The following is a 14,494-nucleotide window of genomic DNA, read 5'->3' as shown; positions in this document are numbered from 1 at the left end:
CACGTGGAACCGAAGCGGGAGGGAAGCACCTACTTCGCGGCGGCTTCCTTCGTCTCGGCCTTGTCCTTGGCCGATGCGGCCGGCTTGCGGAGCTGGATGTTCAGCTCGCGCAGCCGCGCCTCGTCCAGCACGGTCGGGGCACCCATCATCAGGTCCTGGGCGTTGCCGTTGAGCGGGAAGGCGATCGTCTCGCGGATGTTGGGCTCGTCGGCCAGGAGCATCACGATGCGGTCGACGCCCGGGGCGATACCGCCGTGCGGCGGGGCGCCGAGACGGAAGGCGCGGAGCATGCCCGCGAACTCGTGCTCGACGGTCTCGCGGTCGTACCCGGCGATCTCGAAGGCCTTGATCATCAGCTCGGGCTCGTGGTTGCGGATGGCGCCCGAGGACAGCTCGATGCCGTTGCAGACGATGTCGTACTGCCAGGCGAGGATGTCCAGCGGGTCCTTCGTCTCCAGGTCCTCCAGGCCGCCCTGGGGCATCGAGAAGGGGTTGTGCGAGAAGTCGATCCTCCCGGTCTCCTCGTCCTTCTCGTACATCGGGAAGTCGACGACCCAGCAGAACCGGAAGACGCCCTCCTCGAAGTGGCCGGCGCGCTTGGCGGCCTCGACGCGGACGGCTGACATGATCTTGGATACCTCGTCGAACTCGCCCGCGCCGAAGAAGACCGCGTGGCCGGGGACGAGGGAGAGGCGCTCCGTGAGCGTCTTGACGTCCGTCTCGGTGAGGAACTTGGCGATCGGGCCGGCCAGCGTCCCGTCCTCGCCGACGCGGACCCAGGCGAGGCCCTTGGCGCCGTGCTCGACCGCGTACTCACCGAGGCCGTCGAAGAACTTCCGGGACTGGCCGGCGGTGTCCGGGACCGGCAGCGCGCGGACGTGCTTGCCCGCGAACGCCTTGAACCCGGAGTCCGCGAACACGTCGGAGATGTCGACGAGCTCCAGCTGGGCGCGCAGGTCCGGCTTGTCGTTGCCGTACTTCAGCATCGCCTCGCGGAACGGGATGCGCGGGAAGGGCGACGTGACGTGCCGGCCGTTGCCGAACTCCTCGAAGAGCTCGGTCATCAGCTTCTCGATCGGCTGGAAGACGTCCTCCTGCTCCACGAACGACATCTCGACGTCGAGCTGGTAGAACTCGCCGGGCGAGCGGTCGGCGCGGGCGTCCTCGTCACGGAAGCAGGGCGCGATCTGGAAGTAGCGGTCGAAGCCGGAGATCATCAGCAGCTGCTTGAACTGCTGCGGGGCCTGGGGAAGCGCGTAGAACTTGCCCGGGTTCAGCCGGGACGGGACGACGAAGTCGCGGGCGCCCTCGGGGGACGTCGCGGTCAGGATCGGCGTGGCCATCTCGTTGAAGCCGAGGGCCACCATCTTGGAGCGGATGGAGGCGATCACGGCCGAGCGCAGCATGATGTTGCGGTGCATGCGCTCGCGGCGCAGGTCGAGGAAGCGGTACTCCAGGCGCCGCTCCTCGTTCACGCCGTCCTCGGTGTTGATCGTGAAGGGCAGCGGGCCGGCCTCGCCCAGCACCTCGACCTCGGTGACCTCGATCTCGATCTCACCGGTCGGCAGCTCCGGGTTGACGTTCTCGGCGCCGCGCGCGGAGACCTTGCCGTCGATCCGTACGACGGTCTCCTTGGTCAGCTTCGCCAGGGCGTCGTTACCGGGGGTGCCGGGACGGGCGACGAGCTGGACCAGTCCGTAGTGGTCGCGCAGATCGATGAAGAGGATGCCGCCCAGGTCTCGGCGATTGTGCAGCCAGCCGCTCAGCCGGACGTCGGTGCCGACGTCAGAGGCGCGGAGCTCGCCGCAGGTGTGGGACCTGTACCGATGCATCGTCGTTCATCCAGTCTTCGCGGTTCGGGGTGGATTGACACCCCAGGCTACCGCCCGTCGGCGCGCCCCTTCGTTGCCGTGGACGCCGCGGGACTCCGGGACGGCCGCCGGAGAAGGCCGGTCACGTGCCCGAACGGTCATCGGGCGGCTGCCCCTCGGTGGCGTCCGCGAAGAATATCTTCATAAAGTGGGGCAATGCGCACCGAGGAGATCCTGGCTGCGATCGGAACCGGGCTGTGGAGCTGGGACAGCTCGGCGGGTACGGTCTCGCTCGACGCCGAGGCGGCCCGGCTGCTCGGACTGCCCGCCGAGCCCACGGTCCGCCCCGGGGCCGAGGTGCGCCCCCGCTTCCACCCGGCCGACTGGGACGAGGTCGACGGCGTGGTGAACTTCGCCATCGCCGAGGACACGGTCGCCGAGGCCCGCCTGCGCGTGGTGGACGACGGGGGAACGGTCCTGCGCACGGTACGCAGCCGGTCGAAGCCCGTCCCCGTGGGGCCGCCCGCCGGCCCTGACGAGTACGTCCTCATGGGCACCCTGGAGGAGGTCGCCCACGCCTCGGACGCCACCGCGGTGCGCACACCCCTCACCGGTGACTGGCGCCGCTCGCGCGAGGCCTTCCTGCTGGACGCGGGGCGGGCCCTGGCCGAGGCCGCGTCGACCGAGGAGGTGCTGCGGGTCGCGGGTTCGCTCTCCATGCCCGGGTTCTCCCCGAACGGGCTCGCCGTCTTCGGGGTGACGGGCGACCGCCTGTCGGTGATCGGGCACTACGGGCCGGGCGACGGTGACGCGGAGCCGTTCACCGACATGCCGCTGGACACCGACCACCCGGCCGCCGAGGCCGCCCGGACCGGGCAGGCCATCTACCTCTCCTCCCCCGAGGAGTACCGCAGGCGCTTCCCCGTCACCTGGCCGCTCGACCGGCCCTTCGAGCGCCGCTCGTGGGCCTTCCTGCCGCTGGTCGCGTCAGGCCGCACCATGGGTGCCTGGATGGCCGGCTTCCGGCACAGCGTGGCCTTCTCGCCCGACGAGCGCTCCGTACTGACGACCGTGGCCCGGATGCTGGCCCAGGCACTGACCCGGGCCGGGGCCGCCGAGACCGAGCGCGCGCTGTCCATGGGGCTGCAGAGGGCGATGATGCCGTCCCTGGGGCCCGGCATCCCGGGGCTGAGCGTGGCCGCGCGCTACATCCCGACCGGCGGCGGCCTCCAGGTCGGCGGCGACTGGTACGACATGATCCAGCTCCCCAACGGCCGCATCGCCCTCGTCATCGGCGACGTCCAGGGCCACGACGTCCGGGCCGCCGGGCTGATGGGCCAGCTCCGGATCGCGCTGCGCGCCTACGCCGCCGAGGGCCACCGCCCCGACGCGGTGCTCTCCCGGGCCTCGCGCTTCCTGGCCGGGCTCAACGACGCGTACGTCCCCGTGGAGGGCGAGGACGAACTCACCGCGGCACGCTTCGCCACCTGCCTGTACGCGGAGGCCGACCCGGACACCGGCAACCTCGACATCGCCCGCGCTGGCCATCCGGATCCGGTGGTGGTCAGCGTCGACGGCACCGCGGCGATCCGGCAGACCGCGGGCGGCCTTCCCCTGGGCATCGAGAAGGACACCGACTATCCGACGACGCAGGTCCTCCTCGAGCCGGGAGAGACGATCATGCTGTGCACGGACGGGCTCATCGAGACCGGCGGGCACGACATGGCAACCGGGTGGACCCGGCTCCGGCCGATCCTGGAGAAACCCACCGAGGAGCTGGAGGCGCTCGCCGACGCGCTGGTCCAGGCCGTGCACGGCCCGGGTTCGCATTACCTGACCGGCCCCCTGGTGGACCGGCGCGAGGACGACATCGCCGTCCTGGTGCTGCGCCGCGAGGGGACGCGGACGCGCCGGCAGCCGGGGCGCCGTTCCGCGATGATCATCGCCCAGGCGGAACCCGAGCGGGTCTCCGCCGCCCGCGAGCAGGTGCGCGCGCTGCTGCACGACTGGTCCGACGGAGAGCAGGTCGACTCGGCGGTGCTCATGGTCTCCGAGATGGCCACCAACGTCCTCGTCCACACGGACGGGGACGCGCTGCTGGTCGCCGAGCTGACCGGCGAGCGGGGGGAGCGGCGGCTGCGCGTCGAGGTGGCCGACGCCAGCGACGAACTGCCGCACAAGCGGCGGCCCGGCGAGATGGCGTCCAGTGGGCGCGGGCTGATGCTGATGGAGATGCTCGCCGACGCGTGGGGGGTGGACCCGCAGGGCGAGGGGAAGTGCATCTGGTTCGAGCTGTACGAGTCGGAGGATCCCGCGGAACTGCGCCTGGCCGGCACGTCATGAGCCTTCCGGGGCCCCGTCGTCCTTCCGCAGCTCGCCGATGATGCCGAACGCCGCCGCGCACAGGGGCACCGCCAGCAGCATGCCCAGCAGGCCCGCCACGCTCGCCCCCGCGGTCAGCGCGATGAGGATCATGGCGGGGTGCATGTGGACCGTGCGGCTCTGGATGACCGGCTGCAGCACGTGCCCCTCCAGCACCTGGACCGCGAGCACCACGCCCAGCGCCCAGAGCGCGATCACGAACCCGCGGTCGGCGAGGGCGACCAGGACGGCGACGGCGCCGGAGACGAAGGCCCCCAGATACGGGATGTAGGCACCCACGAAGACCAGCGCCCCCAGGCCCACGGCGCCCGGGACCCGCAGGATCAGCAGTCCGGCCGTGATGCACGCCGCGTCGATCAGCGCGATGAGGGTGGTGCCCCGCATGAACCCTTCGACCGCCCCGAAAGCCCTGCGCCCCATCGCTTCCACCACGTCTGCGGTGCCGCGCGGGGCGACGGTGCGCAGGAGGTGGGCGGCGCGGTCGGCGTCGCGCAGGAAGAAGAAGGTCAGCAGCAGGGCCAGGACGGCGGTGGCGGTGAGGGAGCCGATGACGCTGATGCCGGTGAGCAGACCGCCCGCGGCACTCGCGCCGAACTTGCCGACGAGGGTTTTGGCGTTGGCCGCGAGGTCGTTCACGTCGGCGACGCCGGCGACGTCCAGGTGGTCGACGACCCACTGACCGGCCTGCTTCAGCGAGGCCACGATCTGGCCGCCGCTGTCGACGAGCGCGGTGACGACGATGTATCCGGCGCCCCCCACCACCGCGACGAGCGCCGCACAGGTCAGCCCGGCGGCCAGCGACCTGTTCAGCCCTCCGGCGGTCAGCCGGCGGTGGACCGGTCCGAGCAGCGCCGTACCGAGCAGGGCGAGGAGGACCGGTGTGACCGCCGTCTTGAGGGCGACGACCAGCCAGACGGCAACCGCCGCGACACCGGCCACCAGGAGCAGGACACCGCACCAGGCGGCCGTCCGCCGGGCGCTGTCGGGCAGGAGGCGCTTGCGGGTAGGCACCCTCCCACCCGAACACGCGGGGGCAACGGTGTCCCGCCCGTACGGGCGTACGGGTGACGAGCCGTCACCCGTACGCTCCGCCTTCCGTCACATGCCGTGCACGGCGGGCACCGTGCCGAGGCGGCCGGCCTGGAAGTCCTCGAAGGCCTGCTGGAGCTCGGCCTGGGTGTTCATCACGAACGGCCCGTAGTGCGCCATGGGCTCACGGATCGGACGCCCGCCGAGCAGCACGACCTCCAGGTCCGGGGTGTTGCCGTCCTGCGTCTCGTCGGCCCGGAAGGTCATCGAGGACCCGGCGCCGAAGACCGCGGTCTGCCCCATGTGGACGGGGCGCCGCTCCACGCCGACGCTCCCGCGCCCGGCGAGGACGTACGCGAGGCCGTTGAAGTCCTCGCGCCACGGCAGCGTCACCTCGGCACCCGGCCGCACGGTGGCGTGGATCATGGAGATCGGGGTGTGGGTGATGCCCGGTCCCTCGTGGCCGTCGAGGTCACCGGCGATGACACGCAGCAGCGCGCCGCCGTCCGGGGAGGCGAGGAGCTGGACCTGTCCGCCCCGGATGTCCTGGTAGCGCGGGGCCATCATCTTGTCGGCCTTCGGCAGGTTCACCCAGAGCTGGAGACCGTGGAAGAGACCACCGGACATGACGAGGTGCTCGGGGGGCGTCTCGATGTGGAGGAGGCCCGAACCGGCCGTCATCCACTGCGTGTCACCGTTCTCGATCGCGCCGCCACCACCGTTGCTGTCCTGGTGGATGAAGCTGCCGTCGATGATGTAGGTGACGGTCTCGAAGCCGCGGTGCGGGTGCCAGGGCGTCCCCTTCGGCTCGCCCGCCGCGTACTCCACCTCACCCATCTGGTCCATCATGATGAACGGGTCGAGGTGCCGGTAGTTGATCCCGGCGAACGCGCGCCGCACCGGGAACCCCTCCCCCTCGAAGCCGGACGGGGCGGTCGTGACCGTGAGCACGGGTCGGGCCACGGCATCGGCCGGGGCGGCGACCTTGGGCAGGGTCAGCGGGTTGTCGACGGTCACTGCGGGCATGGGAGCCACCTCCGGAGGTCTTGCGTCCAATTTAGTTGAACCGTGAACATCCCGCAAGGCGACGTTCATTCCCGCGGCCCGGACAGCGAGAAGGCCCGGTCCGGGAGGTTCCCCCTCCCGGACCGGGCCCGCCGCCCGCACGCCGCGGCGCTCAGCCGTACATGCGGCGCATGGCGAAGTCGACCATCTGCTCCACCGCCTTGGCGTCGAACACCATGCGGTGGTCGCCCTCCATGTCCAGCACGAAGCCGTAGCCGGTCGGAAGGAGATCGATCACCTCGGCGCCGGTGATCACGAAGTACTTCGACTCCTTGCCCGCGTACCGCCGGAGCTCCTTGAGCGTGGTGAACATCGGGATCACCGGCTGCTGGGTGTTGTGGAGAGCCAGGAAACCAGGGTTGTCGCCGCGCGGGCAGTAGACCTTCGACGTCGCGAAGATCTGCTGGAAGTCCTCCGCGGACAGCGAACCGGTCGTGAAGGCCCGAACCGCGTCGGCCAGGGACGGCGGCGAGGGCTCCGGGTACAGCGGCTGCTCGTAGCCGCCACCCATCTGCTGCTGCGCGCCCGGGTTCTGGTCGTAGCCATACATGCGGCAAAGAGTAATCGGACACATCTGCACCTTGAGGGGTTGCGTCTTATTACTGACGGGTAGCATCATCGTGAAGTGAGCTGACACGCCCACGCCAGCCGTCGCCCGGTCCTCACTCCTCCACGGGGCGCTGCGCGCCACTGCTATTGATTACGGAGCCTTCCCATGGGGCACTACAAGTCGAATCTCCGCGACATCGAGTTCAACCTCTTCGAGGTCCTCGGGCGCGACAAGCTGTACGGCACCGGCCCGTTCACGGAGATGGACGTCGACACCGCGAAGTCGATCCTCGACGAGGTCACCCGCCTCGCGGAGAACGACCTCGCCGACTCGTACGCCGACGCCGACCGCAACCCGCCGGTGTTCGACCCCGAGACCAACACCGCGCCGGTCCCGGACTCCTTCAAGAAGTCCTACCAGGCGTTCATGGACTCCGAGTACTGGCGCCTGGGCCTGCCCGAGGAGATCGGCGGCACCACCTCCCCCCGCTCCCTGATCTGGGGTTACGCGGAGCTGCTGCTCGGCTCGAACCCGGCCGTCTGGATGTACTCCTCCGGCCCGGCCTTCGCCGGCATCCTCTTCGACGAGGGCAACGACGCGCAGAAGAAGATCGCCGAGATCGCCGTCGAGAAGCAGTGGGGCTCGACGATGGTGCTGACCGAGCCGGACGCCGGCTCGGACGTCGGCGCCGGCCGCACGAAGGCCGTCGAGCAGGAGGACGGCTCCTGGCACATCGAGGGTGTCAAGCGCTTCATCACCTCGGGCGAGCACGACATGTCGGAGAACATCCTCCACTACGTGCTGGCACGCCCCGAGGGCGCCGGCCCGGGCACCAAGGGCCTCTCCCTCTTCCTGGTCCCGAAGTTCCACTTCGACTGGACCACCGGCGAACTCGGCGAGCGCAACGGCGTCTACGCGACGAACGTCGAGCACAAGATGGGCCTCAAGGCGTCCAACACCTGCGAGATGACCTTCGGCGACCGGCACCCCGCCAAGGGCTGGCTGATCGGCGACAAGCACGACGGCATCCGCCAGATGTTCCGCATCATCGAGTTCGCCCGCATGATGGTCGGTACGAAGGCCATCGCCACCCTGTCGACGGGCTACCTCAACGCGCTGGAGTACGCCAAGGAGCGCGTCCAGGGCACCGACCTGTCGCAGTTCATGGACAAGACGGCGCCCAAGGTCACCATCACGCACCACCCCGACGTGCGCCGGGCCCTCATGACGCAGAAGGCGTACGCGGAGGGCATGCGCTCCCTCGTGCTGTACACCGCCTCCGTGCAGGACGCGATCCAGGTCACCGAGGCCGCCGGCGACGACGCCAAGGCGCTGCACGGCCTCAACGACCTGCTGCTGCCGATCGTGAAGGGCTACGGCTCCGAGAAGTCCTACGAGCAGCTCGCGCAGTCGCTCCAGACCTTCGGCGGCTCCGGCTACCTCCAGGAGTACCCGATCGAGCAGTACATCCGGGACGCCAAGATCGACACCCTCTACGAGGGCACCACGGCGATCCAGGGCCAGGACTTCTTCTTCCGGAAGATCGTCCGCGACCAGGGTGCCTCCCTGAACGCCCTGTCCGAGGAGATCAAGAAGTTCCTCGCGGGCGCCCAGGACCACGAGGAGCTGTCCGGCGCGCTGGACAACCTCGCCAAGGCCGCGGTGGACCTGGAGGCGATCGTCGGCACGATGATCACCGACCTGACCGCGACCGGCGAGGACGTCAGGAACATCTACAAGGTCGGCCTCAACACCACCCGCCTGCTCATGGCCTCCGGTGACGTCGTCGTCGGCTACCTGCTGCTCAAGGGCGCGGCCGTGGCCGCCGAGAAGCTGCCCACGGCCTCCGCCAAGGACGCCGCCTTCTACCGGGGCAAGATCGCCGCCGCGAAGTTCTTCGCCACCGACATCCTGCCGCGCGTCTCGGCCGAGCGCGCCCTGGCCGAGTCCGTGGACAACTCCCTGATGGAGCTGGACGAGGACGCGTTCTGACGCTCCTCCCGCCCCGCCGCGTACGGCCCGCCCCCGCCGGGGACGGGCCGTACCCGTGCCCCGGGCCGGAGCGGCCTGCGGTGAATCCTTTCGGCCCCCCGTCGTTACAGTGAAGAACATGAGCTCACGCCTCCGCTTCGACCGCGGGCACACCGACGACCTGATGACCTTCCTGATGGCCGGACCTTCCCCGTACCACGCCGTCGCAGCCGCGGCGGCCCGGCTGGAGAAGGCCGGTTTCCGGCAGGTCGAGGAGACGGCGGCCTGGGACGCGTCCACGGGCGGGAAGTACGTCCTGCGCGGCGGAGCGATCGTCGCCTGGTACGTGCCCGAGGGCGCGGAGGCGCACACCCCGTTCCGGATCGCCGGGGCGCACACCGACTCCCCCAACCTGCGGGTCAAGCCGCTGCCCGACACCGGTTCGTACGGCTGGCGGCAGATCGCCGTCGAGATCTACGGCGGCACCCTCCTCAACACCTGGCTCGACCGGGACCTCGGCCTGGCCGGACGGCTGTCGCTGCGCGACGGCACGCACCGGCTGGTCGACATCGACCGGCCGCTGCTGCGCGTGCCGCAGCTGGCCGTGCACCTGGACCGGTCGGCCAACACCGACGGGCTCAAGCTCGACCGGCAGAAGCACATGCAGCCGATCTGGGGGCTCGGTGACGTCGCGGAGGGCGACCTCATCCGCTTCGTCGCCGAGGAGGCCGGCGTCGACCCGGACGACGTCACCGGCTGGGACCTGATGCCGCACCCCGTCGAGCCGCCGGCCTACCTGGGCCGGGACCGTGAGCTGCTCGCCGGCCCCCGCATGGACAACCTGCTCTCCGTCCACGCCGCCACGGCCGCCCTGGCCGCCGTGGCCGGACAGCCGGACGGCGAACTCCCGTACATCCCCGTCATGGCCGCCTTCGACCACGAGGAGAACGGCTCCCAGTCCGACACCGGCGCGGACGGCCCGCTGCTCGGCACCGTCCTGGAGCGCTCCGTGTTCGCCCGCGGCGGCTCCTACGAGGACCGCGCCCGCGCCTTCGCGGGCACCGTCTGCCTCTCCTCGGACACCGGCCACGCCATCCACCCCAACTACGGGGAGCGGCACGACCCGACCCACCACCCGGTCGTCAACGGCGGGCCGATCCTCAAGGTCAACGTCAACATGCGGTACGCGACCGATGGCGGCGGCCGTGCCCTGTTCGCGGCCGCCTGCGAGAAGGCGGGCGTGCCGTGGCAGACGTTCGTCTCCAACAACTCCATGCCCTGCGGCACGACGATCGGCCCGATCACCGCGGCCCGCCACGGCATCCGGACCGTCGACGTGGGCGTCGCGATCCTGTCGATGCACAGCGCCCGCGAACTGTGCGGCGCGGACGACCCGTACCTCCTGGCCGAGGCGATCGCGGCGTTCCTCGCCGGCTGACCTTTCCCGGTGTCAGTCCTCTTTAGGGACATGGTTGTTGCCGGGCCGGGTACGCGACACGTACACCGGCCCGGAGTCACCGGGCCGTCGAGGAGGCGGAAATCATGGGACTCGGAGGATGCATTCTCCTGATCGGTGCCGGGGCGATACTCGCGTTCGCCACCGATTGGCAGATGGACACCGTCAACGTCGACCTGGTCGGCTGGATCATGATGCTCGTCGGACTCGTCGGGGTCTTCGTCTACGTGAGCATCGCGCGGCGCCGCCGCATGGTCGTGCCGCCCACCACCACGGTCGTGACGGAGGAGGAGCGCCGCTACCCGTGACCCGGGCCGTCGGCCGGCCGGGTGCCACCGGTCCGGCGCGACCCCCCGCCGGTTCGGCGACGACCCCGATATTCTGAGGGCCGGCCCGGGCCCCGGGTGCGTCCCACCCGGAAGGAAAGCCGCTCGTGGAGTTCCGGCTGCTCGGCACGGTCTCCGTCGACACCCTCACCGGGCCGCTCCCCCTCGGGCCCGCCAAGCGCCGCAGTCTGCTGGCCGCGCTGATGCTCTCCGCCAACACCCCGGTGTCGGTCACCCGGCTGACGGAATCCCTGTGGGACGACGAACCCCCGCTGCACGCCCGCAGCGTCATCCAGGGTCACGTCTCACGGCTCCGCGCGCTCCTGGTGGGCGCGGATGCCTCTGCGTACGGCGTGGAACTGGTGACGCTCGGGGACGCCTACGTCCTGCGGGTGCCGGAAAGCCTCCTGGACTTCCAGCGGTTCGAGGAACTCCTCATGCTGGCCCGCCGGCAGCGCGACGCCGACGACACCGTCGTGATGCTCCACGAAGCACTGGCGCTGTGGCAGGGACCGGCCCTGAGCGGAGTGTTCGCCGGGCCCCCGCTCCAAGCCGCCGCGCACACGCTGGAGGAGTCGAGGCTGGCGACGGTGGAACACCTCGCCGACGCCTACACCTCCTTGGGCGAGCACCACCGCGCCGCCGCCGTCCTGCGGACGGAGGCCGTCGCCCACCCGATGCGGGAGTCGCTCGCCGCCGCCCTGATAAGGGCGCTCTACCGGGCGGGGCGCCAGTCGGAGGCGCTCGACTGGTTCCACCGCACCAGGCGGCTGCTCGCCGACGAACTGGGCATCGACCCGGGACCCGGACTCGCCGACGCGTACGCGCTGATCCTGCGGGGCGGCCCGGTGCCCGACGGCGTACGGGAGACGGGACGGGAACCGGAACCCGCGCGGGAGCGGAGACGGGAACGGAGACCGGCCGGGGCCGGGGACGCCGCTCGCCCCGGCTCGGCCGGAGGAGGCCGGACGACGCTCACGGCCCTGCCCGCGGTGGGCCCCGCCGATACGGCGGCCACCCCCCTGCGGGCCGTGCCCGGTGCCGGGAAGGCGGCCGGTCCGGCCGGGGACGCGGACGGGCTCCCCTCGCCGCACCTCCTCCAGGCCGTGCGCTCCGCCGAGTTCGCGCACCCCACCGACCTGCTGCCCCGCCCTCCCCGCGGTTTCCACGGGCGTACGTCCGAACTCGCCGCGCTGACCCGGGCGGCGGCGGGTGAGGCACCCGTCTGCCTGGTCACCGGCCCGGCCGGGGTGGGCAAGACCGCGCTGACCCTGCACTGGGCCCACCACAGCCCGGCCGCCTTTCCGGACGGCCGCCTCTTCGCCGACCTGCGGGGGTTCAGCGAGACCGGTGAAGCCGCCCTGACCGACGTCCTGCGCGAGTTCCTGCTCGCGCTCGGCGTCCTGCCGCGCCACGTCCCGGAGTCCGTCCCCGCCGCCGCCGCGCTGTTCCGCTCCCTGACCTCCCGGCGCCGGCTGCTCGTGATACTCGACAACGCCCGCGACTCCGCCACCGTCCGCCCCCTTCTCCCCGGCGGCCCCGGCTGCGTCACGCTCGTCACCAGCCGCCACCGGCTGGAAGGCCTCATCGCCTCCGACGCGGCCCGTCCCGTCCCCCTCGACACCCTCGAACCGCACGACGGCACCGCCCTCCTGGCCGGGGTGATCGGCGACGAGCGGGTACGTGCCGAACCGGTGGCGGCCCGTCGGCTCGCCGAACTCTGCGGCGGGCTGCCCCTCGCCCTGCGCGTGACCGCCGCCCGGCTGGCCGGGCGCCCCCGATGGACCCTGGCCGGCCTGGCCGACGAGCTGGCCGACGAGCGCAACCGCCTGACCTACCTGGAAGTGGACGACACCGGGGTGTCGGCCGCTCTGCGGCTGACCGTCCAGCAGTTGCCGCCGGACGCGGTGCACCAGCTGGCCCGGCTCGGGCACCACCCGGGCAACCACGTCGACCCGTACACCTGCGCCGCGCTCGCGGGCACGGATCCCGTGCGGGCGGCCGCCGCGCTGGAGCGGCTCGGTGCCGCCCACCTGGTGAACGAGACGGCTCCCGGGTGCTGGGTACTGCACGACCTGGTACGCCTCTACGCCCGCGGTATCGAACCCGAGGCCGGGCCCGAGACCCTCGTCCGGGTCCTCGACCACTACATCGCCACCGCCCTCGCGGCGGCCGACACCGCCGAGCCGGGCGGCGAGCCGTGCTTCGTCCTGCCGGACGACTACCACCGTCCGTCGGCGGTCAGGGACTTCACCGACCGGGCGGCGGCGATGAACTGGCTGGCGGCCGAGCGCGACGACCTGGCCCTGGCCGCCGTCGCCGCCCGCACCGCCGGGCTCCACGACCGGGCCTGGCGGATCATCCTGCTCCAGTGGCCGCAGGTCGTGTGGCGGGTCCGGGACAGCTGGACACCGCTCCTGCACCTCGCCCTGGAGTCCGCCCGCACCCAGAACGACCCCGCCGCCGAGTCGCGGGTGCTCAACCTCCTGGGCTGGGTGCTGACCGAGGAGGGCCGGACCGCCGAGGCCGTCGCCCTGCTGGAGCGCTCGCCCGGACTCGCCCGGCAGGCAGGTGACCGGCTCGGCGAGGCGACCGCGCTGATCAACCTGGCCGTCGTCCAGGCCGGGCAGGGGGAAACCGCCACCGCCCTGGAGGGCTGCGGACTGGCTGTCCGGCTGGCCCGCGAGGAGCGGGACCGCCATACCGAGATGCTCGGGCTGCAGCACCTCGCCCGGATGCTGCTCACCGCGAACCGGCCGCAGGAGGCGCTGGAAGCCGCCCGGACGGCACTCGACCTCGGGCCCGAGCACGAGGAGGCGGCACGCCGGGTGCTGCTGCTGACCGTGGCCGGGGAGGCCCGTCTGGCGCTCGGCGGGACGGAGGACGGGATCCGGCTGCTGGACCGGGCGGCGGGGGTCGCGGAGGAGGCCGGTTACGACGAGGGCGCCGTGGGAGCCCTGGAGGCCCTGCTGCGGGTGACTCCGCGGGAGGAGTACCGCGGACGGTACGAGCAGGCCCGCCGCAGGCTCGCCGGCGAGTGCTGACCGCTCACGCGGCGCCACGTCAGCGGAACGTCAGCGGGACAGCAGCGATACGTGAGCGGCGGAGCCCAGACTGATGGATGTCAGCAGGCCGGCGGCGGATCGCTCGACCAGGCGATCGCCGCGCCGTTACTTCCGGGGGAATCTCCATGCGTACGTTCCGTAACCGCACCACCGTCCTCACCGCCGCGACCACCGCGGTTCTCGCCCTGACCCTCACCGCCTGCGGTGACAACGGGACCGGCACGAAGTCCGACGGCCCCGCGGCCGCCTCGAAGCCCGCGGCGTCCACGGCGCAGACCGGGAAGGACACGAAGGACGCCGGCACCACCGGGGACGCCGGGGACACCGGCACCGCGCAGGCCGCCGGCACGAAGACGTCCGGCGGGGCGACCACCGCAGCCGCCAAGGGCACCGGCGGCTCCTCCTCGTCCTCCTCCGCCTCCGTCTGCACCACCAAGGACCTGAAGATCAGCGCGGCGACGCAGGACGGCCCGCCCTTCACCCACCTCGTCCTGACGGCGAAGAACACCTCCGGCCACAGCTGCCGGATGGAGGGCTTCCCCGAGGTCCGCTTCCTGGAGAACGCCCGGGGCATCGCACCGGCGGTCGCCAGGAGCAAGCCCGCGGCCCCCGTGGTGCTCACGGCCGGCGCCCCCGCATACGCGCTGGTGAAGCTGTCGGACGGCGGCATGGACGAGGACGTGGAGGCCGTCAAGGACTTCTCCGTCACGCTCCAGGGCAACGGTGGCATGGCCGTGGTGAAGGCTCCCGGCTCCGAGGGCATCGCCGTCGACCCCGCGAAGTGGGCGACGGGCTACTGGACGTACGAGCTGCGCGCCGGCGCCGACGACTTCTGAGCC

10 protein-coding genes are annotated in these 14,494 nt (G+C 71.7%); 6 read left to right on the top strand and 4 right to left on the bottom strand.

The window, feature by feature from the left end; translation table 11 throughout:
• Positions 1 to 29: 29 nt before the first annotated feature.
• Complete coding sequence (gene aspS / locus BA175_RS14665; RefSeq protein ID WP_069171711.1) at positions 30 to 1,832, bottom strand: aspartate--tRNA ligase; 1,803 nt, start codon at positions 1,830 to 1,832, stop codon at positions 30 to 32.
• 195 nt (positions 1,833 to 2,027) lie between these two features.
• Here aspS and BA175_RS14660 point away from each other — a divergent pair, with 195 nt between their 5' ends.
• A complete protein-coding gene (locus BA175_RS14660) occupies positions 2,028 to 4,154 on the top strand; it encodes an ATP-binding SpoIIE family protein phosphatase (protein WP_069171710.1) in 2,127 nt (708 codons plus the stop codon).
• On the opposite strand, the gene BA175_RS14655 is transcribed toward BA175_RS14660, so the two are convergent.
• From BA175_RS14655 to BA175_RS14645, 3 genes are all read right to left on the bottom strand, one after another.
• Complete coding sequence (locus tag BA175_RS14655; protein ID WP_069171709.1) at positions 4,149 to 5,204, bottom strand: AI-2E family transporter; 1,056 nt, start codon at positions 5,202 to 5,204, stop codon at positions 4,149 to 4,151. The genes BA175_RS14660 and BA175_RS14655 overlap by 6 nt on opposite strands.
• An 87-nt stretch (positions 5,205 to 5,291) precedes the next feature.
• Positions 5,292 to 6,248 carry a pirin family protein gene (locus tag BA175_RS14650; RefSeq protein WP_069171708.1) on the bottom strand — a complete coding sequence of 319 codons (957 nt, stop codon included), beginning with the start codon at positions 6,246 to 6,248 and terminating at the stop codon, positions 5,292 to 5,294.
• 151 nt (positions 6,249 to 6,399) lie between these two features.
• A complete protein-coding gene (locus tag BA175_RS14645) occupies positions 6,400 to 6,837 on the bottom strand; it encodes an SseB family protein (protein WP_069171707.1) in 438 nt (145 codons plus the stop codon).
• A 165-nt stretch (positions 6,838 to 7,002) separates the two neighbouring features.
• Here BA175_RS14645 and BA175_RS14640 point away from each other — a divergent pair, with 165 nt between their 5' ends.
• The 5 genes from BA175_RS14640 to BA175_RS14620 all read left to right on the top strand — a co-directional run bounded on the left by BA175_RS14640 (position 7,003) and on the right by BA175_RS14620 (position 14,491).
• On the top strand, positions 7,003 to 8,829 hold the full coding sequence (locus BA175_RS14640) for an acyl-CoA dehydrogenase (RefSeq protein ID WP_069171706.1): 1,827 nt from the start codon (positions 7,003 to 7,005) through the stop codon (positions 8,827 to 8,829).
• Between the two features lie 118 nt (positions 8,830 to 8,947).
• A complete protein-coding gene (locus tag BA175_RS14635; RefSeq protein WP_069171705.1) occupies positions 8,948 to 10,246 on the top strand; it encodes a M18 family aminopeptidase in 1,299 nt (432 codons plus the stop codon).
• A gap of 104 nt (positions 10,247 to 10,350) precedes the next feature.
• Positions 10,351 to 10,572, top strand: coding sequence for a DUF6458 family protein (locus BA175_RS14630; protein ID WP_069171704.1), 222 nt, complete (start codon positions 10,351 to 10,353; stop codon positions 10,570 to 10,572).
• 125 nt (positions 10,573 to 10,697) lie between these two features.
• Entirely contained in the window at positions 10,698 to 13,634 is a 2,937-nt protein-coding gene (locus tag BA175_RS14625; RefSeq protein WP_069171703.1) for an AfsR/SARP family transcriptional regulator, read from the top strand.
• Between the two features lie 146 nt (positions 13,635 to 13,780).
• Complete coding sequence (locus tag BA175_RS14620; protein WP_069171702.1) at positions 13,781 to 14,491, top strand: DUF4232 domain-containing protein; 711 nt, start codon at positions 13,781 to 13,783, stop codon at positions 14,489 to 14,491.
• Positions 14,492 to 14,494: the final 3 nt, after the last annotated feature.

The sequence above is a fragment of the Streptomyces griseus genome (assembly GCF_001715295.1).
GTDB lineage: Bacteria > Actinomycetota > Actinomycetes > Streptomycetales > Streptomycetaceae > Streptomyces > Streptomyces griseus_G.
Note: the sequence above shows the minus strand (reverse complement) of the source record. Positions and strands in the feature narration are given on the sequence as shown.